The organism is Bifidobacterium biavatii DSM 23969 (assembly GCF_000741165.1).
In the GTDB taxonomy this organism is placed as follows: Bacteria; Actinomycetota; Actinomycetes; order Actinomycetales; family Bifidobacteriaceae; genus Bifidobacterium; species Bifidobacterium biavatii.
Window position 1 is genome coordinate 1 of record NZ_JGYN01000029.1, and the last position, 23,423, is coordinate 23,423.

Sequence of the window (23,423 nt, forward strand, 5' to 3'; positions counted from 1 at the left end):
GGCGCCGCCGCGACGCCGGCGACGGCCGGACAGCCGCTCGGCCCCACGATCACGATTGGCGTCGCCGCGGACCTGCCCGGACTCGGCTACTGGCATGACGGCTCATATTCCGGATTCGACGTGGACGTGGCACGTCACATCGCCAAAACGCTCGGTTACGGCTCGCAGCAGATCGTGTTCGTGCGCGTCGAACCGCAGGACCGGGCCGCCGTGCTGGAGGACGGGCGCGCCGACATGGTCGTCGCCGGCTATGCGATGACCGACGATGCTGCGCAGGACGTCACGTTCGCTGGCCCGTATCTGGAGACGCGTCCGGCCGTGCTCGTGCACGACGACGACACGTCGCTCGACGACCTGTTCGGCCGGTCCGGCGACGATTCGGACGGCGACCGTACAGCCGACGATCGTGCGGACGACGCGGCCGTCTGCGTCGCGACCGGCACGGCGATGCGCGCGCGATTCGCGTCCCGCAGCGACGTGACCCTGACTGGTCACGACACGTACGGACAGTGCATGACCGCGCTCATGGCCGGCACGGTCGACGCGGTCGCCGGCGACGACGCGACGCTGCCGGGCTTGGCGCGTCATCGTCGCGAGCCGTACCGGATCGTCGCGGACGATCGCGGCGGCGACGTGCTGCGCTACGGCATCGCCGTACGCCACGGCTACGACGAACTCGCCAACAAAATCGCCGGCGCGCTGCAGACGATGATCGACGACGGCTCGTGGCGGCGGTACGTCGACGATGATCTTGCGCCGCTCGGCTATCGGCCATCGCGGGATCTGACGACACAGGATGTTGCGGTTCGCTGACGGCGTTGCGCCGGCCGCATTCCACGGTGCGACCGCAATGGGCGGAATCGTGCGCATGTGTCCAGTTGCGTGGCAATAATGCACCGTATGGCTAATGAGAAGAACACCGCCGCGCAGGCGGCCGAAGTCCCCGCCGAGCCGTCGTTCCGCTACAACGCGGCGCTCGCGCAGGACATCGAAACTAAGTGGCAGAAGAAGTGGGACGACGAGGGCACCTTCTGGGCCGCCAACGTCAACGGTGACCTCAAGGACGGCAAGGGCCGCAACGCGGACGGCCGCCCGGCCTTCTTCGCGATGGACATGTTCCCGTACCCGTCCGGCAAGGGCCTGCACGTCGGCCACCCGCTCGGCTACCTCGCCACCGACGTGGTCTCCCGCTACCACCGCATGAAGGGCGAGAACGTGCTGCACGCCATGGGCTACGACGCGTTCGGTCTGCCCGCCGAGCAGTACGCCGTGCAGACCGGCCAGCACCCGCGCATCACCACCGAGCAGAACATCGCCAACATGCGCCGCCAGCTGCACCGCATGGGACTGTCTTTTGACAACCGCCGTTCGTTCGCGACCATCGATCCCGGCTACGTGCGCTGGACGCAGTGGATCTTCTCGCGCATCTACGATGCGTGGTACGACGAGGACGCCAAGAATCCGTCCGGCTCGCAGGGTTCGGCCCGTCCGATCTCGGAGCTTGTCGCCAAGTTCGAAAACGGCGAAAAGGCCATTCCGGGCCACGAGTCCGACGGGGTCGCGTGGGGCGATCTGAGCGAGGCCGAGCAGCAGGACATCCTCAACGACTTCCGTCTCGCCTACATCTCCAAGTCGCCGGTGAACTGGTGCCCGGGTCTGGGCACCGTGCTCGCCAACGAGGAGGTCACTGCCGAAGGCAAGTCCGAGCGCGGCAACTTCCCGGTCTTCCAGCGCGAGCTGCGCCAGTGGTCCATGCGCATCACCGCGTACGGCCACCGCCTGATTGAGGACCTCGACGGCATCGACTGGCCGGAGAAGGTCAAGCTCATGCAGCGCAACTGGATCGGCGAAAGCCACGGCGCGTCCGTGCACTTCACCGTCGCGACGCCCGAGGGCGACAAGGACATGGAGATCTACACCACCCGTCCCGACACGCTCTTCGGCACCACGTTCGCTGTCGTCTCCCCGGAGCACGACCTGCTGCACTACGTGCCCGCCGAATGGCCGGCCGGCATTCCGGAATCTTGGAAGGGCGGCTACGCGACCCCGGCTGAAGGTGTCAAGGCGTACCGTCTGGCCGCCGAGTCGAAGACCGCGAAGGACCGCGTCGAAGAGGCCGGTGAGAAGACTGGCCTGTTCACCGGCCTGTACGCGACCAACCCGATCACCGGCGTCAAGCTGCCGCTGTTCACCGCCGACTATGTGCTCATGGACTACGGCACCGGCGCGATCATGGCTGTGCCGGGCGGCGATCAGCGCGACTACGACTTCGCTGTGAAGTACGGTCTGCCGGTCATCTACACGGTCCAGCCGTTGCCGGAATCCGGCGACGATCTGGCCAACTACGAGGGCAAGGCTCCGTTTGTCAGCCACGACGGCATTGTCATCAACTCGTCCGTGGATGCGACCGCGGCCAAGGGCGACGCGCTCTCGCTCAACGGTCTGCGCGTCGACGACGCGATCGCCAAGGTCAACGCGTGGCTCGAATCCGCCGGCGTCGGTCGCGGTACGGTTTCCTACCGTCTGCGCGACTGGCTGTTCTCCCGCCAGCGCTACTGGGGCGAGCCGTTCCCGATCGTCTACGGCGAGGACGGCACTCCGCACCTGCTGCCGGATTCCGCGCTGCCGATCAACCTGCCGGACGTGCCCGACTATCAGCCGCGTACCTTCGACCCGATGGACGCCGAGTCCAACCCGGAGGCTCCGCTGAGCCGCAACGAGGATTGGGTCAAGGTCGAGCTTGACCTCGGTGACGGCAAGAAGACGTACTACCGCGACACGAACACCATGCCGAACTGGGCCGGCTCCTGCTGGTACTACATGCGCTACATCGACCCGACCGACACGGCCCACATGGTCGAGAAGGACGAGTTCGACTACTGGATGGGTCCGAACCACAACAAGTACTCGGGCGACGAGGGCGGCGTGGACCTGTACGTGGGCGGCGTCGAGCACGCCGTGCTGCACCTGCTCTACTCGCGCTTCTGGCACAAGGTGCTCTTCGACCTCGGCTACGTGGATTCGGCCGAACCGTTCCACAAGCTGTTCAACCAGGGCATGATCCAGGCGTTCGCCTACACCGACGACCGCGGCCAGTACGTGCCGGCCGCCGAAGTCGAGGAGGGCCCCGCCGGCGCCGACGGCGAGCCGACGTTCACCTGGCACGGCGAGCACGTCAACCGCGAGTTCGGCAAGATGGGCAAGAGCCTCAAGAACATCATCACGCCGGACGACATGTACGAGAACTACGGCGCGGACACGTTCCGCCTGTACGAGATGAGCATGGGCCCGCTGGCTGACTCCCGCCCGTGGAACACGCGCAACGTGGTCGGCGGCATGCGATTCCTGCAGCGCCTGTGGCGCAACGTCGTGGACGAGAACACCGGTGATGTGCACGTCTCCGAGGACGCTTTGGACGCCAAGACGCTGAAGGCGCTCAACAACACGATCGCCGAGGTGACCGAGGAGATGGAGGGCATGCGCCCGAACACCGCGATCTCCAAGCTCATCGTGCTCAACAACCACCTGACCTCGCTCGGTTCTGTGCCGCGCGCCGCCGTCGAGCCGCTGATCCTCATGCTTTCGCCGATCGCGCCGCACATCTGCGAGGAACTGTGGGCGCGCCTCGGCCACGCCGAGTCGCTGGCGCACGAGCCGTGGCCGGTCGCCGACGAGCGCTACGTCGGCCAGGACACGGTGACCGCGGTCGTGCAGATCAAGGGCAAGATCCGCGCCAAGCTCGAGGTTTCGCCCGACATCGACCCGGCCGAGCTGGAGAAGATGGCGCTCGAGGCCGTCGCCGACCGTCTCGGCGGCAAGGAGCCGCGCAAGGTGATCGTCAAGGCCCCGAAGATCGTGTCGATCGTCCCGGCCGAGTGATCGATCACATGCGATCGACTGGTTGTGGATAACCCGTTGTGGACAACTCCCGACCATTCGACCACATAGGCCGTTTCGGCTGGACAAACGCCCATGCATCCCGCATTGTTGGGATGCATGGGCGTTTCTTTTTCCGGCACGACACGCGCGTCCTCCGGCTCCGAACCGGCGCGACGGCTGCGCGCGACGGCGACGCACGACAGTGCGCGGCGTGATGCCATGACGCCGCATGTCGGTTGCCCGTCGAGTGATGATGCCGTGCGTCGCGACGCCGTGCCGCTGCATGACGCCGCCCTGCTGCACGATGACGCGTGGCCGTGGGGAAGCGGCGACCTGCTGACGCTCGATCCGCCGCCCCCGCCTGTCGTCGCGGACGATATGACTGACGATACGGCCGATACAGCAGGTACTGCCGAAACTGTCGCGTCCGCTGCGTCGCGGCGATCGCGGACGGCGTCGTTGCACGGCATAGCCGGCGTGCGATCCGGCGACGGCGACGCGGAACGCCACCGCATCGTGCGTGATCGGCCACGGCTCGCGTTCAGACAGATCCACGCGCTCATGGCGATCCTGCTGCTGACCGCCGCATTGTGCGCGAGCCTGACCATGCTGCTGCAGCAGTCGCTGCGCTACGAATCGGCGCTGGCGGAGACACGCGCGCAGCTGCAATCGGACGAAACGACGAAAGAAGACGATCCGTCCGATACGGCCACGTCCGGCGGAGCGCGAGAGGAACCGTCGGCATCGTCGCAATCCAACACGAATGACGGGAACGGCACATCGGATACAGGGGATGACGACGCAGCCGGTGGTCAGTCGGCCGGTGCCGCAGACGACGAAACCAGCGCTGGCGCCGACACTACCGGCGATGGAACAGCAGTCGACGGTAACGCTGCGCAATCCAATGGAGCGACGGCATCTGGCGAGGCGGCCCAGCGGACCGACGACGGGCTGATCGACATCAATACGGCCACGTCGGAGGAACTCCAGACGATCAAGGGCATCGGCCCGGTCACCGCCGATCGGATCATCGCCTACCGCAAGCAGATCGGCCGATTCTCCAGCGTCGACCAGCTGCTCGAAGTCAAGGGCATCGGCTCGAAAACGCTCGCCAAAATCCGCGAACAGGTGGTGGCACGATGAGTGGCCACGAGCACGGTCTCCGCGGAACGCACGGTACGGGCGGAATCGGACGACGCGGCGATCGGCGTCGGACGGCAGCCCGACATGACCGCGAACAGGGCAGCCGCGACTGGCGCATGCTGTCGGTCGCGATCGCCGTATGGGCGGCCAGCCTCGCCGCGCATCACACGTTCGCATGGATCATGGGCGCGACGGCAGGGGAGCGGTTCAACAGACTGGCCGTGGCATGCGCGGCATCACTGGCTTTGGTATGCGGCTTGGCCGTCACGATCGGCATGAACGGTCGGATGCCGGCATGCGTCCGCCGTGGCCGTACCGCTGATGAACGCGGACCTGATGATATCGCCGAGGTTCCGATCGGAGGCGGCCTGACCGTCGTTACCATCGCCGTGCTGCTGTCGGCGGTCGCCGCACTGTCCGCAAACCTGACGCAATGGCATGATCCGGCAAGCACGCTTGCACGCGAACGTTCGCCGGTCGTCACCGCCGACGTTCGCATCGTCACGCCGGCCACCGCGGCCGACAAACGCGGTATGGACTGCCAGACCGACGGTACGATCACCGTGCTGTATGACGGCGACATCGAACGCGCGTCCTCGGCCGCCGTGCGCGTGTATACGTCCGACGCGAACTGTGCGGCGCTCGCCGACGGTGCGACCGTCCGCGCGCAGGGCACGCTGCAGCAGGCGCAATACGGCAAACAGCCGCTGTGGCTCGTCGTCGACATGCCCGAAGCGATTGCGATCGTTCGCCGGGCAAGCCCGGGCAAACGCGTCGTCGCGCACATGCAGGACGCGTTCTTCGCTGTCACCGAACGACTCTCCGACCAAGGCCGCGTGCTCGTGCCCGGCCTCACGCTCGGCGTGCTCGGACAGGACCATGTCGTCGCCGGTGGCGTGGTCGTCGATCACGACAGAACCGGTATCGGCGCGAACACGAACGACAACGATGGCACGGGAGCGGCGGCCCAACCGGACGGGGCGGTGGACATTCCGAAACTCAACGCGACCTACGCGGCCGGCGTCGAAGAGAACTTCCGCCGTTCCGGCATCATGCACCTCATGGCCGTGTCCGGCGGACACTTCATGCTCATCGCCGACCTGACACGGCGAACGTGCGCACGATTCCTGCTGCCGCGACGTCTTGTCGCTGGCATCGTGGCGGTCGCGTACCTGCTGCTCGCCGCGATCATGTACCCGTCCGATTCCGTGATGCGCGCGCTCGTCATGGGACTGTTCGGCGCGGCCGCACTGTCCGTCGGGCGACGGGGCCAATCCGTGAGCGCATTGAGCTGGACCGTGATCGGCACGCTGCTGATCCGACCGCGCATGGCGACCAGTTACGGGTTCGCGCTCTCCTGCGCCGCCGTGCTCGGCATCGTCCTGTTCGCAGGGGTTGTCGGCGACCGGTTGGGCGCGTTCATGCCGCGGTTCCTCGCCCAGCCGCTCGCCATGACCGTCGCCGCGCAGTCGCTGACCCTGCCGATACAGGTGCTTATGGAACCGGAACTGCCGCTCGCCTCCGTGCCCGCGAATCTGCTCGTCAGCCCGTTCGTGGACTTCGCGACGCTCGCCGGGCTCGCCGCGCTCGCCGTCTCGTGGGCGAGCCCGCAGGTCGGATTCGCACTCGCATGGGTCTCTTCCGGCGGCACGCAGGTCATGGAACGCGTCGCCGCATGGCTTGCCGGCAGCCGATACGCCGTCGTCCCGTGGGCGGGCGGCATCTTGGGAGCCCTGCTCATGCTGGCAGCTGAAGCTGCGCTCGTGGCCCTGCTCGCCGTCGCCGTGCCCCGACTCGTCCGTCGTCTGCGCGACGCATTCGGAACGCAGAACCTGCGTGACGCGTACGGCGGACGAGATGCGCGTAGGAGACTGGGCATTCATGACATGCGGAACAGGCGTCATTCTCGTTCACCCGCGCCAACGTTGCCCGGCGAATCGTTCCGCCCCGGCATCCGTTCCCGCATCAACCGTTGGCTTGCCGAAACCACAACCTTGTTCGGCCGTGATTTCGGCGAATGACCTGCGCCGCCGTCCCGGGAATCGATACCGTTCGTATACGCGGTCCGGGAATCAATACTGTCCGACCTGCGAGGCGAGGGTCCATCCGTCATTGAAGGCAAAGTGGTCGGTCACCTCGGATTTGTCTTTGAGCTGGTACTTGGTACCCGCCGTACTGCCGTCGTCATCCCACGTGGCGTCGATGACCAGCCATTTGCCGTCGATCTTCACGTAATTCCAAGCGTGCGACGTGCCGTAGCCGGATACGGAACCGGACACCACGCGGGTGTCGAGCCCGGCCGCCTTGCCAAGCAGCTGATAGGCGTACGCGTAGGACATGCACACGCCCTTGCCGCTGACCATGCCGTACGGGCTCCACGCGTCCGGATACCGATTCGATGCGTCCACGCTGTCGAATGCGCTGGCGCTGTCGGTGCCGCCGGACCTCTTGAAATTGACGGCATCGTAGTCGTAGCTCATCTGACCGGCGAGGAACTGTTCGATGGCGATGGCCTTGTCCCGGTCGGAACCCTGGAACCGCGAGACGTTACGGTTCACGAAGTCGGCCATCGTCCGCTGCCGTTCCTTGTAGTCGTCCGGGTACTTCACCCACATCAGGGTTTTGTCGTCCTGCTTGCGTACCGCGTAGGAGATGCCGTCCGAATCGGTGCGGATGTACGGGTTCTGGTAGATAATCTCCGTCATCACGTCATCCGTGCTCACCTGATAGTCGTCAGTGGTGTACTTGGTGATGTCGATGACCTCATGTCCGTTGAGGATGTTGTTCGCAAGATACTTGCCGTAATCGGTCGACGCGAAGATGAAATACGGGGACTGCTTCGTGTCCGAGTCGATCTTCTTTGTGTCGTAGCCGCTCCAGTCGGCATTGCCGTTCACCGCATTGACGCGGTCGAGCACGCCGCCGGCCTTCGGCAAGGATTCGAGCGCGGCCTGCTGAATCTGCGAGAAGATCGCGTTCAGATCGCCCTCATAGTACAGGTGCCCCGTGTTTGTGATCTTCGTGCCGGGAGCCGAGACCAGGAAGTTCCAGCTTGCATTGCCGGTTTTGCTGATCTTGCTGAACGTGCTGGGAATCGTCGCAGTCGAACCGTTGGCCATCGTCACGAACGTGTAGACGTACTGTTCCATGTCCTCTTCGAGCGTGTTGTCCTCTCCGAAGACGCCCTTCGAATTGTAGATCCACTGGCGGTGCTGCGTCTGGTTGGCGGGGCCGATCGGGATCGACGGCACGATGTCGTTCGCATCGACCGCGCGCCAGCGGCCCTCGTGGCCTTCCGCATCCACGCCAGAAACCACGAAGTACAGTTTGCCCGCCGAATCCGGATTGTACGAGCCGCCGGCCTGCTGCAGCACGTCCGCGCAATAGTCTCTTGTGCTGCCCGTGCACGCGTCGATATAGTCCTGATCCTCCACGGCCAGCGAATGGAACGCCTCGTTCTGCGAGTATGTGGTTTCCGGCTCGTTGTCGAGGAGCTTGCTGCTTTTGACCTTGTCGTAGTCTTCGGACAATAGCTGCGTGGTTGTGGAAGAGCCTATTTTCTTAATTTCGGTGCGTTCTTCGGAGAAGTTGTCATCGCCGGGCTGACCGACCTGCGGCAGCACGATGTACGTGTACACGTTGTACGACGTCGCGCCGTCGAGCTTGCTCCACGAGATGTCGACGCCGCCTTCGGCGTTGACGACCGGCGTGATGCCGCTGACGGGGGAGAGCTGTTCGACATCGGTCGGATTGACGACCTTGAAGAACTGCACGATCGGCTTGGCAAGCTTCTTGCCGTCGGACCCCATGTACTGCACGTAGTAGTAGCCGTCGGACGGCAGAAAGCCGCGTTCCTTGCCGACGCTGTCGCCGTACTGCATGTACTCGGGGATATCCATCGTGCCGCTCACGTCGACGGTGCCGTTGCCCTCCTTGTCGTTGCTGGGCATGCCGGCGTTGATGCTGGTCGGGATCGGCACCGAGAGCGAGGCATCCTGGTAGATTCTCGCGCAGTCGAATTCTGTCATGTCGGTGTTCTTGAGCGTGAACGCCCAGTAGTCGTCGCTGACGACCGACGCTTTGCCGGTGAGCGTGATGCGGAATTCGTGGTAGATGTCGACCGCGATCGGATCCTTGAGCTCGTATCTGGATGCCGGCAGCGCGCTGCCGTACGCCTGTTCGGCGGTCGGCAGCGCCGTGTTGGCAAGCTTGTCGCGTCCGGTGAGTGTGTGGGCGACGAGCAGTCCGCCTCCGATGATGAACGCCACGGCCGCGATCGCCGCGACGATCACGATTTGCCAGCGGAACCGCCGCCGTGCGCCTGACTGTTGTGGATAAGCCGGATAGCTGGGCTGCGACGGATACGGTTGTCGGTATATCGGCTGATAAGGCTGTTGATACGGCTGTTGATAAGGCTGCCGTTGATAAGGCTGCGGTTGCGGAGCGTGTGGGCCGGGCTGTTGGGGTGGCTGTTGTGACGGGGCTTGTGGATTGGGTTGCGTTTCGTTGTCCGGTTGTCCGTAGTGCGTCATCGCCTTGTTCCCTTCCATTAGCGCCTATGCGTTGATATTCGATGATATCGGCGTTTCGTTTCGCGTGAGCCGAATCGCTTCCGATATGGGCGTTTGCGGCCTGTCTCGCGCGATTCGCGGAATGTCGAATCGCGCGAGACGGGGCCGGCAACCACGTCATTTGTGTCACTGGTACTTCTCGGTTTCCGCACTCAGCGTCCATCCTTTGCGGGCCGGGAAGTGGTCGGCCACGTCGGATGGCTTCTTGAGCTGATACCTGGTGCCTGCGTCCGCGCCCTCGTCGTCCCACGTGGCGTCGACGAACAGCCACTGGCCGTCGATCTTCACGTAGTTCCACGCGTGGCCCGCCTTCGTGCCGCTCACGTAGCCGCTGACCACGCGGGTGTCCAGTCCGGCCGCCTTGGCAAGCGCCTGATAGCCGTATGCGTATGACATGCACACGCCTTTGCCGGTCACCATGCCGAGCGAACTCCATGCATCCGCATATTCGGCCGTCGCCTCCACGTTTTCAAACGTGTTGCCGTTGCCCTCCTTGACGGCGGCGAACGCGTCGGTGTCATACGTCATCGCCTGCGCGAGGAAGCGTTCGATGGCGATGGCCTTGTCTCGATCCGATCCTTGGAACTGCGAGACGTTGGCGTTCACGAAGTCGGCGAGCCGCTGCTGGCGTCCGCGGTAATCGTCGGGGTATTTGACCCACAGCACGGTCTTCTTGCCGACCTTGCGCTTCGTATAGTCGAAGGCGTCGCTGGTGACGGCCAGATACGGATTCTGATAGCGCAGCTCGTCGATCACGTCTCCAGTGTCCATCTCCCATTCGGGGTAACCGGAGATGTCGATTACCTCATGCCCGTTGAGGATGTTGTTGGCGAGATATGTGCCGAATTCGGTCGACGCAAAGGTGAAATACGGTGACTCTTTGTCGTTCGAGTCGATCTTCTTTTTGTCGTATCCGCTCCAATCGACCTTGCCTACATCGGTGAGCCGGTCGAGCAGACCGCCGGCCTTCGGCAGCGCGGCAAGCGCTGCTTGCCTGATGCTTTCGAACGCGGTGTTCAGATTGCCTTCGTAGTAGAGGGTGCCGGAATCTTCGAGCGCGGTGCCGGGGGCCCGGTATTGGAACGACCATGCGTGTTCGATGCCGTTGGCGTTCGGCGTCAGGGCGCTGAATTCGCTGACGATGGGCACGGTGGCGCCGTTGGCCATCGTCACGAACGTGTAGACGTATTCCTGCATTCGTTCGGCGAGCGTGTTGTCCTCGCCGAAGATGCCGCGCTCGCCGTACATCCATTGTTCGGTCGTCGCGCCGTTCGCGACGCCCAACGGGATCGACGGCACGAGATCGCTCGCGTCGTATGCATGCCAGCAGCCTTCGTGGCCGTTCTCGTCCACGGCCGTGACGGCGAAATACAGTCGGCCGGCCGAATCGGCATGCCATACGCCGCCGGTGCGCGTCATGGTCTCGGCGCAGCCTTCGCTGTCGCTGGTGGGGCAGATGTGTTCGATCTCATCCTGATTTTCGGTGGCCAGCGCCCGGAACACGTCGTTCTGCCGCCATGTGCGTGTGCCTTCGCGGTTGCCGTAGTCGTAGTTGGAGGTGGCCTTATCGGTGTCGTAGTCGTCGGACAGCAGTTGCGTCGTCTTCGACGTGCCGAGCTTGGTGATGCTGCCGCGTTCGCGCCGATAGTAGGAGTCTTCCTCCTCGCCGATCCGCGGGGTGATGATGTACGCGTACACGTTGTATGATGTCGCGCCGTTCACCGAGTTCCAGGAAATGTCGACGCCGCCGCGGTCGTTGACGACCGCGTTGACGTCGGGGGCGCCTGACAGCCGTTTGATGCCGTTGTCGGTGTCGTCTTCGCCCACCACCGTGAAGAACTGGACAATCGGCTTGGCGAGCTTCTTGCCGTTCGAGCCCATGTACTGCACGTAGTAGTAGCCGTCGGATGGCAGGAAGCCGGTGTCTCCGACGATCGCGTCGTCGTCGTCGTGCAGTTCGTCGGAAAGCGGTATGAGGCCGCTGATCTCGATGTCGCCGCTGCTCCTGTCTTCGTACCGCGGCAAATGGGCGTACGCGCTGGTCGGGATCGGCACGCTCAGTGCCACGTCCTGATACACCCGTGCACTGTCTTCGGCGCTCATCTCCGCACCGTGGAGCACGTAGCTTGACGTTCCCGACTGCTCCGAGAAAGTCACCTTGGCCGGGTCGGTCAGCGCGATCACGAACTCGTGATCGGTTTTCACGACGATGGGATCGCGCAGTTCATACTTGCTGGCCGGCAGGGCGGTGCCGTATACCGTCTCGGGGCTCGCCGTCGATCTGAGGACGTCGTCCGGCTGCAGAAGTTTGGCGACGTACAGTCCCGTGCCCACGATGGCGACGGAGACGATCGCCGCAACGATCGTGATCCAGCGTTTGACGCCGTGTCGTTTGCGCTGTTGGACCGTTTGGTTGCCGAATGGCTGATTGCCGAATGTTTGACCGACGGCCGGTTGGCTGCCGAACTGCTGGCTGTCTGCCAGTGGATTGCCGGTCGGCGGATTGCATGGCCGACTGTCGGTCGGCTGCCGGTATGCTCCCTGCGACATGACATATGCCGGTCGTCCGACAGGGGGAGTGCCGTACGCCCCCGGCTGTTGCTGTTGCTGCGATGGTGACTGCGCAGTCGGCGGATGGGCGCCGTATACGGGGCCCGGTTGCTGCGGAGGATGCGGTTGCGCCGGTTGTGGGGCCGGTGGCGTTTGCGTGACCGGTGGCGTTTGCGTGACCGGTGGCGTTTGCGCCTGCTGAGGATATGCCGACTGCGGCTGCGTGGGAGATTGAGGTCCAGTGTTGAGTACGTTGTCATCGTGCGGCGGCTGTGTCATGGATCCCCTTTGTTCTCTCGTTATGACGTTGATGTCCATCCTACTGACATGCGCTCCTGAATCCAAGAGTCTGCCCACCTTTGCAAAACGGTTTTCCTTACTTTGCGGAGTAAGGATCAGCAGGCCAATGTCAGTTCGGGCGAGACGCCAGTGGCGGCGTTCGCATTGGATGCCGTGTTGCCTGCTTCGGAAGCGCGCAAGATCCATGCGCGAATCGCAGCAGTTCTTGCCTGCTGACGTTCGCCGTAGCAGACGCCAAGACGTTCTCCGGCATTCGGCATGGCCCACTGCTCGTGTTCCGTTTCGTATTCGGCGGCGAGCTTGCGGCAGACGGACATGAATTCCGCAAGCAACTGCGCGAGTCCCGATCCATTGGCGTCGTAGGCGAGGCGCAGCGTGCGCCACACCCACGGGTTGGTGAATTCGGACTCGGGCACGCCGGACTCGCGCAGGCAGTGCAGGCCCGCAATGGTGATGACGCGCTGTGCTTTCCTTGACCGTATGCCGATCAGTTCGAACACGTTGGAGGACACGTTGAGGATGTGGTTGCCATGCGCGAACATCAGCGTCTGGCAGTAGTCGTATTCCTGGCTTTCGATCTGCAGCGGACGCAGATCATGGCTGGTCAGATGCCATCCATCGCACATCGGGCAATGGTAGATGCGCTGCTCACGACGACGGTTCGATGCGGAACCGCGGCATGATGCCAGTGCGAGCTGAGCCTCGTCGGCTGTCACATAACGGTTCTTGCCCGTGTGGCAGTGACCGCGGGTCTTGGCGATGTGTTGAATGCTATACATGCGCATAGTGACGCTCCTTCGTATTGCCGTGATCCTTGTCGATCACGAGCGGAGGTTTTGCCTCCTGCAATACCTAACCGGACAAAGTATTGCGATCTGGAAAGGAGCATGTTAGAGCATATGAAATGGTGTGTGGTGTTCGAGACGTCGCCGCTTGTCATGCTCCGAGAAGCGTGATGGGGACGACGTGGACTCCTTCCGGGGTTGTGTGCGCGTACATGCCATTGCCGACGATCACCATGAGGAAGGATGGATCCCTCTGCTGGGAGTAAGGATTGGCCGTGATCTTATTGCTGACGGCAAGCAGTGAGTCGACGCCATCCTGCGCCTTGTTTTCGCCGAGCTTGATTTCGATTGCAGCCCGTCGTCCGTCTTCCAGCTCGATGATGGCGTCGGCCTCCAGCCCTTTGTCGTCACGGTAAAAATAGACCTTGGGACGTTCGATGCCGACCCATGCGGACGTATATACCAGCAGATCGCGAATGACGAGGTTCTCGAACATATCTCCGAAAACCTGACCGTTTTCCAGCAGTCGGGACGGGTTGATGCCCAGTGCGGCCACGGCGAGCGACGGGTCTACGAAATAACGCTTCGGCTTGACTCGCATACGGTTCCGGGCTTTGATCGGAGCGTCCCAGCAGGGTAGCTCTTCTCTCATGTATATTTTTACACCGGTTTTATTTTATATTTTACACCAGTTTCATCTTGCAAAATGCACTTTCTTTATTGCATGGACGACCTGGGTCTTCCCGAAAGCGTGGTGGATAGTTTGCTTCAGGACGCGATTAAACAGTGCTCTGACAGGATTCGGAAAAAGGATGATGGGTTCTACTATCCAATCGACGAGCAGCATTTTCCGTTCCGGATCATTCGCCATCGTGAGATTGGATTTATTAGCATTCGTGAAATTGCGTTCATCATGCGGAGGATTGTCCAAGTCCATCCCGGAAAGGATAAAAACTGGCTGTTCGATGAAACGTTTGCCATATACGGATTCCGCCGTTTCAGCGCGAAGATAGAGCGTGCGTTCGATGCGGCATATCGGTATCTGACGCGCAATCATTTCGTCGCCGATCGTAACGGGGCGATAACGCTTCTATCGGAGTCCGCCATACTCTGACGCCGTGGCTGTGGACAAGCGTTCGGGATCTTAGCCGTCGCTTGTCCAACGCTGCGGCGAGATTGGGGAGCATGCCCAGAAAGACAGCGGCGGGCGCGCCGGTACGCATCGTGGTCGGCGGCGACCCGTATCTCAACGAGCAGACGGCCCGCGACTTGCGGCACCAGGCCGAACGCACGCATCCCGACGCGGAAACCATCGAACTTGACGCGTCCAGCGCCGGACCATACGACTTCGACGAGGCCGTCAGCCCGTCGCTGCTGTCCGACACGGCCATCGTCATGGTCGTGAACCTGCAGAACGCCGACGACAAACTCGCCGAGGCGATCGTCTCATACTGCAAAACGGCCGGCAACGACCCGAACGCCAGCATCGTCATCTGCCGGCACGAGGGCGGGCAGAAAGGCAAGCGCGTCATCGACCAGCTCGAACGCGCCGGCGCGCGCCGAGACAACGTGCCCGACCTGAAAAAGGCCGACGCGAAACTCAACTTCGTCATCCAACGATTCGAACGCAGCAGGCGCCGCGTCGACCCGCTCGCCGCACAGCAGCTTGTCGCCGTGCTCGGCGACAAAACCGGCGAACTCGCCGCCATGTGCGACCAGCTGTGCTTCGACTTCGACGACGACCCCATCGGACTCGACCGAGTCAACCAGTACCTGACCGCCAACCCGCAGGTCACCGGCTTCGCCGTCGCCGATACGGCCGTCGCCGGACGCACCGCCGAAGCGATCGTGCAAATGCGCTCCGCGGTCGAACAAGGCACCGACCCGATCGCGCTCATCGGCGCGCTCGCCATGAAGCTGCGCGGACTCGCCAAAGCGTCCGCCGTGCGCGCCGGCACCATCTCGCAGGCCGAAGCGAACATGAACCCGTGGGTGCTGCGCAACGCGCAACGCCAGCTCGGCGGGTGGACGTCCGACGGCATGAGCCGCTGCATACGGCTGCTCGCATGGGCCGATGAACAAAGCAAAACCAACGGCGGCGACCCCGTGTACGCGCTTGAACAGTGCATCATCGCGATCAGCCGGAAAGGACGGGAATCATGAGCGACACCACCAGCACCAACACGCCCCTCACCGTCGACGTGCCCACCGGCGACGACATGCGCGCGCTCGGCGAACGCATCGCACGAGCCGCCCGCGGAGGCGACGTGATCCTCCTGTCCGGGCCGCTCGGCGCGGGCAAAACCACGTTCGCGCAAGGATTCGGCCGCGGCCTCGGCATTGCCGGTCCGATCGTCTCGCCCACGTTCACCATCGCCCGCGAACTCGACGGACGGTTCCTTGACGGCTCTCCGGCGCATCTCGTGCACGTCGACGCGTACCGGCTCGGCGGCAACGCGTACGCGCCCGGACAGGACGCGACCGGCCGGCTGCTCGACGAACTCGAATCGCTCGGACTCGACGAGGAACTCGAAGATCCTGGAGAAAACACGGTGATTCTCATGGAATGGGGCGAGCAGATGGCCGCCGCGCTCGCGCCCGAACGGCTCGAGGTGCGCATCGCGCGACCGATCGACGCGGGAACATCCGATCCGAACGCCGAGCTGACCGGCGACGGCACGCGCATCGTCACGCTCACGCCCGTGGGCGCGACCTGGCGGGGACGCGACCTGCTCGGCTGACGCGACGTTTCCATGCCGATCCGGACATTGCGGCGGAACGGCCATAGACTCCCCGTTGTAGACTCGTAACGATTCTTGGAACAAGGGAGGAATACGCATGGGCTGCACGCTGGTGATCGACACGTCATACGGTTCGACTGTGGGCGTCGTGGGACGCGAGCCGATCGTCGAAACCGACTCGCGCACCCACGTCGAACGTTTGCAGGTCAACATCGCGCGCGCGGTGAGCGAAGCCGGATACGGGCCGCACGACATCGGCACCGTCGTCGTCGGGCTCGGCCCCGCGCCGTTCACCGGCCTGCGCGCCGGCATCGTCGCCGCCAAGGCCATCGCCTTCGCCACCGGTGCGAAACTCATCGGCCAGAACGTGCTTGAGCCGCAGACGCAGTGGAACCTCATCCGCCGTGCCAAGGCTGGCACGCTCGGGGATCCGGCGAACCTGCATGTGCTCACGCTCGCCGTCAACGATGCGCGCCGCAAACAGCTGTACTTCGAATTGTGCGACAGTCCGCTTGCCGGCGGTGACGTCACGGTCGCCGAAGCCTTCAAGGACGACATGGCCGCTGCGACTGCGGCGACACCGGCACGCCCGCTCATCGACATGGACATCGACTATCCCGCATCCATCGTCGAACGTGTCAACAGGGCCGTGCGCGACTACCGCGACCATGTCGGCGGCGACGTGGTTGTCGACGTCATCGGTCATGGAGCCGGCAAATACGCGGATGCGTTGGCAGGCATCGCGCATCTCGGCGACGTCACGGACGAATCCGTGCTCGACGGCGGCAAACAGGGCCTTTCCGTGTTCGCGGCCGACGCGACGCTCGCCCACGAACGCAACCCCGAAGCCCCCGTCGAACCGCTGTACCTGCGCCGACCCGACGCGGAGATCCCCGCGCCGCTCAAGCACGTGCTCGGCCACGCCGGCGCGGAAAGGACCGCCTGATGCTCGCATCGTTGGACGAACTCGACCGCGAAACGGCCGTCGCCGCGGTGCGCGCGCTCGAAGTCGAACTGTTCGGCAGGCATGCGTGGAGCGAAGCGTCGATCCGTCAGGAGCTCGACGCGCCCGCGCGCACGTACGTGTTCGACGTTGCGGACGCTGCGAATGATGCGGATGCGACCGGCGGTGATGCGGACGCTGCCGGCAATGCTGTCGCGAATGATCGCGTCGACGAGACGATCCGGCCGGACGACGTGCGCGGATTCGCCGGCTACTGGTACGACGGCGACGACGCGGAAATCATGGACGTCGGCGTCGGCAAGGCGTACCAGCGACAGGGCATCGCGGCCGCGATGATGACCTGGCTGATCGGCCACGCACGATCGCAAGGCGCGCGGCGCGTCCTGCTCGAAGTGCGCGTCGACAACGATCCGGCCATCGCGCTGTACCGCCGATTCGGCTTCGAAAACATCGGGCTGCGCAAACGCTACTATCAGCCCGAAGGCATCGACGCGCACGTCATGGCGCTCGACCTAGAACCGCGCATCGTCGGCTTCCAAAGCGCCGGCGCAGACGCAGGGTATGAGGGGAACGCGGCGGGCGCGGCGCGACAGGCTTCCGTCGTCGCATCGGCGCATGTCGCAGCACCAAACATCAACGAGCACGCAATCAACGAGGAGACGAAATGAGCGAACCGATCGTACTGGGCATCGAATCGACCTGCGACGAAACCGCCGCGGCCATCGTGCAGGGGCGCACGCTGATCTCCAACGTCGTCGCCTCGTCTATGAACGAACACGCGCGCTACGGCGGCGTCATCCCCGAAATCGCGTCGCGCGCCCACGCCGAAGCGTTCGTGCCGTGCGTCTCCAAGGCGCTCGCCGACGCGAACATGACGATCGCCGACGTGGACGCGATCGCCGTGTCCGCGGGCCCGGGCCTCGCCGGATGCCTTGCCGTCGGCGTGTCGGGTGCGAAGGCGCTCGCATGGGCTGCGAACAAGCCGATCTACGGCATCAACCACGTGATCGGCCACATCGCCGTCACGCAGCTGCAGTTCGGGCCGTTCCCGCCCGACACGCTCGCGCTCATCGTCTCCGGCGGCCACACGTCGCTGCTGCACGTCGAGGACGTGGCGCGGCGCATCGACGTGGTCGGCACCACGCTCGACGACGCGGCAGGGGAGTGCTTCGACAAGGTCGCGCGCCTGCTTGGCTTCCCGTACCCGGGCGGCCCGCACATCGACCGCCACGCGCAAAACGGCGACCCGAAGGCCATTCGCGTGCCGCAGGGACTTACGCAGGGCAAGGCCGGCGCGGCGCATCCGTACGACTTCAGCTTCTCCGGCGTCAAAACCGCCGTCGCCCGCTGGATCGAGGAGCAGCAGGCCGCCGGGCGCGAGATTCCGGTGGACGACGTGTGCGCGTCGCTTGCGGACTCCGTGGCGACCGTGCTCGCGAAAAAGGCCATGCGCGGGTGCGAGCAGTACGATTCCAAGACGCTGATCGTGGGAGGCGGATTCTCCGCGAACTCGCAGCTGCGCGCCAAACTGCTCGAATACGGCGAACGTTGCGGCGTTGACGTGCGTATCCCGCAGATCAAGCTGTGCACCGACAACGGCGCGATGGTCGCCATGCTCGGCGTGAACCTGGTCGAAGCCGGCGTAGCTCCGTCCGCGCCCGATTTTCCCATCGATTCCGCCATGCCGATGGACCAAATCAGCATGTGACAGTTCGTGCCGACATGCTCACCTGTGTGTGTATGTCGGCACGTTGAGGTGATTGTGGGCATGGACCGGCCACGAAGAGACGGTTTCCGACCTGTTCATGGTCGGCCTATGCCCACGATTCCGTATTTGGACGGCCTATGCCCACATTTGTTTTGTTACTCTGAAATGTTCGGATTGCGCCCATACGTGATATCCGGTTGCAGTCAAAACCGGTATCGGACGAGGATGATATTCCTCGCATGCCTGCACGGCGGGATACGAGGAGGCGTGACGTCGCCGTGGACAATTGGCGGATAACGAAAAGACCTCGGAAAACCGAGGTCTTTGATCGAGCTCCTGCGACTGGGCTTGAACCAGTGACCGTCCGATTAACAGTCGGATGCTCTGCCAACTGAGCTACGCAGGAATGTTTAATTATTCAGCCGAAGCCGAGCTCCTGCGACTGGGCTTGAACCAGTGACCGTCCGATTAACAGTCGGATGCTCTGCCAACTGAGCTACGCAGGAATGTTCATCAGTGGCGAACCACCGTGCACAAGATGGAAATACTATCCGGAAACTGGAGTAATGCAAATTGCGGCGTGTCGCGTCGATGTCCATGTGGACGATGATGTGGACGACACGCCGGGGTGTGGATAACTCGGACCTTTCGACCACACGCCCCGTTTCGGCTGGACAGCGCGGCAGGATTCCCGCATGATGGAACGTCCCGGCATGGTGGCCGGGATTATCGGAACGATTTCGACGGGCGCGACAAAGGCGACGGCCGTCGATTCTCGAGGAAGGGGAGTGCCGTGAACGAGATGAACGGGTTGGATGATGCGACTCGCGGACTGCGGCGACGCAGGCGCGTGCGCGACGGCATGCGCGAGCGCGAGGCGGAGGAACATCGTCGGCGCCTGCGACGATGGATCGGGCTGGCCGCCGCGTCGCTGTCGTCGTTGTTCCTGATCGTCATGCTTGCGATGCCATGCACAGACTACGGGCTGTTGCCGTGCGGTGTGGCATATGCGGATGATGCGGACGCTGCCGGCGCGGGCTGTGCGGCGGACATGGTCTGGCCGGTGCGCGACGTTGACGTGACCGCCGTATTCGACGGGCCGGTGCAGCCGTGGCTGCCGGGCCATCGCGGCGTCGATCTGGAGGCCGGAACCGGTACGGAACTGCTCGCGCCCGCCGATGGCGTCATCGCCTTCGCCGGCAGGGTTGGCGGCAAATCGGTGGTGAGCATACGGCACGGCACGCTCACGTCCACGTTCGAGCCGGCGGTCACCGATCTGCGCATGGGCGCGCCGGTCGCCCGCGGCGAGCCGTTCGGCGAGACCGGAGGCGCATCCGACCATTGCGGCGACTCCTGCGTGCACTGGGGCGTCAAACGCGGCTCGGACGCCTACGAGGATCCCCAATCCAAGACGTCCGCACGCAAAATCGCGCTCAAGCCGGTTGCCTGATCGTGCGGTCTCGTCGCAATGCCCATGTGACGCCGTGCAACGCGGCACGGCGCCTGCAATGCCGTGCGGCGTCATGCGTCGTGGACGTTTCGCCTGGCGAACTCCGCGATGACGGCCAATTCGGCCGCGGCCGTTGCATTGCGGTTGCATGCCGGCACTAGAATGCCGGAAGGAATGCAAGGCAACCGTGACATGGTCAGGAGCACAATGCAGAAGCAATACACGCGTCCGCTGGAAAAGCCGATCGACGACGACAAGAACCTGTTCGAAATCCTCGTGGAACGCGCCGAACGCACGCCCGACGCCTCGCTGGTCGAATACAAGGACGATGCCGGCACGTGGCGTTCGTTCACGGCCGCGGAATTCCGCGACAAGGTCATCGCCATCGCCAAAGGCCTGATCGCACGCGGCATCATGCCCGGCGACAGCGTGTCGGTCATCGCGCACACCTGCTGGCAGTGGACGGCCCTCGACATGGCCATCATGTCGATCGGCGCGCTTACCGTGCCCGTCTACGAAACGAACTCGCCGGCGCAGGTCAGGATGATCTTCAACGACTCACGCGTCAAGATGGCGTTCGCTGAAGACGACGGCCAGCGAGACAAGATCGAATCCGTGCGCGGCGAATGCACTGACCTGCGTGACGTGTACGTGATCGGCTTCGGCGCGATCGACACCATCGAAACGTACGGGCAGGGCGTGTCCGATGCGGAGTTCTGGGAGCGCGAACGCGCCGTGCGCGGCGACGACCTTGCCACCATCGTGTACACGTCCGGTTCCACCGGCACGCCCAAGGGCATCGAGCTGAGCCACCGCAACTTCGTGTTCATCACGTATTCTGGCGTGCAGTCCATGCCCGACATCGCGCTCGGGCCCGACCGCCGCCTGCTGCTTTTCCTGCCGCTCGCGCACGTGTTCGCCCGCTACATGCAGTTCTTCTGCTTCGCCGGCAACGTCACGCTCGGCCTGTCCAGCAACCTCAAGACCATCCTTGCCGACTTCGGGGCGTTCAAGCCGACGTTCATCCTCGCCGTGCCGCGCATTTTCGAAAAGATCTACAACGCGGCCTCGCAGAAGGCCGGTTCCGGATTCAAGGGCCGCGTATTCGCCGGCGCCACGCAGGCCGCGCGCGACTGGTCGCACGCGCAGCAGTCCGGCGAGCCGATCCCGTTCGCGCTCAGGGCCAAACACGCGCTGTACAACAAGCTCGTCTACCGTTCGATCATGAACGTGTTCGGCGGACGCGTCGAATACGCGGTGTCCGGCGGCGCGCCGCTCGACTCGTCCATCGCGCACTTCTTCAACGGAGTGGGCCTCCCGCTGCTCGAAGGCTACGGCATGACCGAAACCTGCGCGCCGTCCAGCGTCAACCCGACCGTCGGCTACAAAATCGGCACGATCGGCCTGCCCATGCAGGGCGTGACGATGGGCGTCGACGACGAGGGCGAACTGTGCATCAAATCGCCGGCCGTGTGCGTCGGCTACCACAACCATCCCGAGATCACGCGGCAGCAGATCGTCAACGGCTGGCTGCACACCGGCGACCTCGGCGCGATCGACGACGACGGGTTCGTGTCGATTACCGGGCGCAAGAAGGACCTGATCATCACCGCCGGCGGCAAGAACGTGTCTCCGGGCATGCTCGAGGCTTCCGTGATGACCTCGCCTGTGGTCGACCAGTGCGTCGTCGTCGGCGACCGCAAGCCGTTCGTCGCCGCGATCGTTTCGCTCGACCTGGCCGAAACGAACACGTGGCTCGAGGCGCAGGGCGCCGAGCCGGTCGCCGACCTCGAGGCGGCGGCGAAGAACCCGATCGTGTATGCGGAGGTCGAACGCGCGGTCAACAAGGCCGACGAGCTGGTCTCCCGCGCCGAATCGATCCGCAAGTTCGAGATCGTGCCCGACACGTTCACCGAAGCGAACGGCATGCTCACGCCGAGCCTCAAGGCCAAGCGCCAGGTCATCACCGACCATTACCGCGACCTGATCGACAACGTCATCTACGCGGGCAAAAAGTGATCGCCGCCCTCCACGGGCAGCGTGGATCGCGTGAATCGCACGGTCTGCTCCGATTGAGCAGGAATGGCGTCTGATCGGCATCATTCCAACGATTGTCGGCTACGTTGCTGGTTTGCGTGCAGCGCGACACGCCGATGACTGGACAACCGCCGCGGATCGCGTAATATATCTACTCGTGCTCCGATGAGGAACACGGAACGGCCCCGTAGCTCAGTTGGTTAGAGCGCCGCCCTGTCACGGCGGAGGTCACCGGTTCAAGTCCGGCCGGGGTCGCCATCAAGGCCCGCAAGTTCGCTTGCGGGCCTTTTGCGTTATCTGACCAAACCGGTCAGTTCGCCGAGGTTGAGCTCAAAGCTCAGGCCTCGCTCCTCGAAACGGGGCTGGTTGCGCGTATTGCCCATCGCGTGCCGCACGAATTCGCCGGCGATGCGCGCTGACTCGGCAAGACCTCGACCGGCCATCACCGCGCCGCACAGGGCGGAGGCGAACGCGTCGCCCGTGCCCTGGATCATGTACGACAGCTTCTCGTGCGCCAGTTCGCGCTTGCCGGCGGCCCCCAACACGGCGTCGGCAACGTAGTTGCGGATCAGCCCGTCGCCGCGATCAATGCCTTTCAACACCACGTGTCTTGCGCCCATGTCCAGCAGCGCGTTCAACAAGCCGTTCACGGCCCGATCGTCCAGATCGCCGCCCGCATAGTCGCGGTCGGTCAGAATCGACGCTTCGGTCAGATTCGGCATGAGCACGTCTGCGCCGTCGACCAGCGCGCGCATCGCCTCGCACAGTTCCGGCGTATACGTCGGATACAGTTCGCCGCCGTCGCCCATCACCGGGTCCACGAACCGCAATGCGCGCGGATACTCACGGTACAGTCGCCGGATGATCGCCACCTGCTCTGGGGAGCCGAGAAACCCGGAATACACGCCGTCCAAGTCGACGTGTTCGGCCTTCCACGCATCCAGATAACCGGGCAGGATGCCGGTCGTGTCGTGGAACGTGAACACGTCGTACTTCGTGTGCGCGGAGAACAGCGCGGTCGGCACCGGACACACGTCGCAGCCGGCGGCTGACAGGATCGGGATCGCGGCGGTCAGCGAGCACTTGCCGTAGCCGCACATGTCATGCACGGCCGCGACGCGCGGAATATAGCGCGGATCGCGGGAGTACAGCGCCGGATCGTCGGCCGCTACCGTTGCGACGTCCGCGATGACGGTCGCGGCATGGGCGTCGGTCGTTGCGTCGGTCATAAGTCGTCCTTTCGTCGGTTCCGACGTACGACTGTAACGCGAAGCCGTCACGGCCGGCCGACGACG

General features: G+C 64.0%; 17 protein-coding genes and 3 tRNA genes. 13 read left to right on the plus strand and 7 right to left on the minus strand.

Annotation, left to right across the window (positions count from 1 at the left end; all coding sequences use genetic code 11):
* From BBIA_RS09510 to BBIA_RS09525, 4 genes are all read left to right on the plus strand, one after another.
* On the plus strand, positions 1 to 813 hold an 813-nt coding region (locus tag BBIA_RS09510; protein WP_035138333.1), incomplete at its 5' end, for a transporter substrate-binding domain-containing protein.
* 78 nt (positions 814 to 891) lie between these two features.
* Positions 892 to 3,879, plus strand: coding sequence for a leucine--tRNA ligase (gene leuS / locus BBIA_RS09515; protein ID WP_420796699.1), 2,988 nt, complete (start codon positions 892 to 894; stop codon positions 3,877 to 3,879).
* Between the two features lie 117 nt (positions 3,880 to 3,996).
* On the plus strand, positions 3,997 to 5,022 hold the full coding sequence (locus BBIA_RS14955; RefSeq protein WP_051923949.1) for a ComEA family DNA-binding protein: 1,026 nt from the start codon (positions 3,997 to 3,999) through the stop codon (positions 5,020 to 5,022).
* Positions 5,019 to 7,043, plus strand: coding sequence for a ComEC/Rec2 family competence protein (locus BBIA_RS09525; RefSeq protein ID WP_051923950.1), 2,025 nt, complete (start codon positions 5,019 to 5,021; stop codon positions 7,041 to 7,043). The genes BBIA_RS14955 and BBIA_RS09525 overlap by 4 nt, the downstream gene beginning before the upstream one ends.
* A 51-nt stretch (positions 7,044 to 7,094) precedes the next feature.
* On the opposite strand, the gene BBIA_RS09530 is transcribed toward BBIA_RS09525, so the two are convergent.
* From BBIA_RS09530 to BBIA_RS09545, 4 genes are all read right to left on the minus strand, one after another.
* Positions 7,095 to 9,314 carry a transglutaminase domain-containing protein gene (locus tag BBIA_RS09530; RefSeq protein WP_033493312.1) on the minus strand — a complete coding sequence of 740 codons (2,220 nt, stop codon included), beginning with the start codon at positions 9,312 to 9,314 and terminating at the stop codon, positions 7,095 to 7,097.
* Positions 9,315 to 9,719: 405 nt separating this feature from the next.
* Positions 9,720 to 12,143, minus strand: a complete 2,424-nt coding sequence (locus BBIA_RS09535; RefSeq protein ID WP_033493314.1) for a transglutaminase domain-containing protein — start codon at positions 12,141 to 12,143, stop codon at positions 9,720 to 9,722.
* Between the two features lie 395 nt (positions 12,144 to 12,538).
* Positions 12,539 to 13,222: a hypothetical protein gene (locus BBIA_RS09540; RefSeq protein WP_152600511.1), complete on the minus strand. Its 684-nt coding sequence runs from the start codon at positions 13,220 to 13,222 to the stop codon at positions 12,539 to 12,541.
* Positions 13,223 to 13,379: 157 nt separating this feature from the next.
* Positions 13,380 to 13,880 carry a DUF4143 domain-containing protein gene (locus tag BBIA_RS09545; RefSeq protein WP_081892230.1) on the minus strand — a complete coding sequence of 167 codons (501 nt, stop codon included), beginning with the start codon at positions 13,878 to 13,880 and terminating at the stop codon, positions 13,380 to 13,382.
* A 72-nt stretch (positions 13,881 to 13,952) separates the two neighbouring features.
* Between BBIA_RS09545 and BBIA_RS09550 the strand changes: the two genes are divergently transcribed.
* The 6 genes from BBIA_RS09550 (at position 13,953) to tsaD (ending at position 18,641) form a co-directional block, all read left to right on the plus strand.
* Positions 13,953 to 14,342 carry a hypothetical protein gene (locus BBIA_RS09550; RefSeq protein WP_033493317.1) on the plus strand — a complete coding sequence of 130 codons (390 nt, stop codon included), beginning with the start codon at positions 13,953 to 13,955 and terminating at the stop codon, positions 14,340 to 14,342.
* 71 nt (positions 14,343 to 14,413) lie between these two features.
* Positions 14,414 to 15,391, plus strand: coding sequence for a DNA polymerase III subunit delta (gene holA, locus BBIA_RS09555; protein ID WP_033493319.1), 978 nt, complete (start codon positions 14,414 to 14,416; stop codon positions 15,389 to 15,391).
* Positions 15,388 to 15,969 carry a tRNA (adenosine(37)-N6)-threonylcarbamoyltransferase complex ATPase subunit type 1 TsaE gene (gene tsaE, locus BBIA_RS09560; protein ID WP_033493320.1) on the plus strand — a complete coding sequence of 194 codons (582 nt, stop codon included), beginning with the start codon at positions 15,388 to 15,390 and terminating at the stop codon, positions 15,967 to 15,969. Before holA ends, tsaE begins: the two co-directional genes overlap by 4 nt.
* Positions 15,970 to 16,066: 97 nt before the next feature.
* A complete protein-coding gene (gene tsaB / locus BBIA_RS09565) occupies positions 16,067 to 16,915 on the plus strand; it encodes a tRNA (adenosine(37)-N6)-threonylcarbamoyltransferase complex dimerization subunit type 1 TsaB (protein WP_033493322.1) in 849 nt (282 codons plus the stop codon).
* On the plus strand, positions 16,915 to 17,601 hold the full coding sequence (gene rimI / locus BBIA_RS09570; protein WP_081892232.1) for a ribosomal protein S18-alanine N-acetyltransferase: 687 nt from the start codon (positions 16,915 to 16,917) through the stop codon (positions 17,599 to 17,601). The genes tsaB and rimI overlap by 1 nt, the downstream gene beginning before the upstream one ends.
* Positions 17,598 to 18,641 carry a tRNA (adenosine(37)-N6)-threonylcarbamoyltransferase complex transferase subunit TsaD gene (gene tsaD, locus BBIA_RS09575; protein WP_033493323.1) on the plus strand — a complete coding sequence of 348 codons (1,044 nt, stop codon included), beginning with the start codon at positions 17,598 to 17,600 and terminating at the stop codon, positions 18,639 to 18,641. The genes rimI and tsaD overlap by 4 nt, the downstream gene beginning before the upstream one ends.
* A 333-nt stretch (positions 18,642 to 18,974) precedes the next feature.
* On the opposite strand, the gene BBIA_RS09580 is transcribed toward tsaD, so the two are convergent.
* Together BBIA_RS09580 and BBIA_RS09585 are read right to left on the minus strand one after the other, a co-directional pair.
* Positions 18,975 to 19,047, minus strand: a tRNA-Asn gene (locus BBIA_RS09580).
* A 27-nt stretch (positions 19,048 to 19,074) separates the two neighbouring features.
* A tRNA-Asn gene (locus BBIA_RS09585) sits at positions 19,075 to 19,147 on the minus strand.
* A 296-nt stretch (positions 19,148 to 19,443) separates the two neighbouring features.
* Between BBIA_RS09585 and BBIA_RS13890 the strand changes: the two genes are divergently transcribed.
* From BBIA_RS13890 to BBIA_RS09600, 3 genes are all read left to right on the plus strand, one after another.
* Positions 19,444 to 20,091, plus strand: coding sequence for a M23 family metallopeptidase (locus BBIA_RS13890; protein ID WP_081892237.1), 648 nt, complete (start codon positions 19,444 to 19,446; stop codon positions 20,089 to 20,091).
* Between the two features lie 207 nt (positions 20,092 to 20,298).
* Positions 20,299 to 22,110, plus strand: a complete 1,812-nt coding sequence (locus BBIA_RS09595; protein ID WP_033491947.1) for an AMP-dependent synthetase/ligase — start codon at positions 20,299 to 20,301, stop codon at positions 22,108 to 22,110.
* A 199-nt stretch (positions 22,111 to 22,309) separates the two neighbouring features.
* Positions 22,310 to 22,386: transfer RNA gene (locus tag BBIA_RS09600), tRNA-Asp, on the plus strand.
* A 35-nt stretch (positions 22,387 to 22,421) separates the two neighbouring features.
* Here the strand turns inward: BBIA_RS09600 and BBIA_RS09605 are convergent.
* Positions 22,422 to 23,357 (minus strand): bifunctional hydroxymethylpyrimidine kinase/phosphomethylpyrimidine kinase, encoded by a 936-nt coding sequence (locus BBIA_RS09605; RefSeq protein WP_081892234.1) that lies wholly within the window; start codon positions 23,355 to 23,357, stop codon positions 22,422 to 22,424.
* Positions 23,358 to 23,423 lie beyond the last annotated feature (66 nt).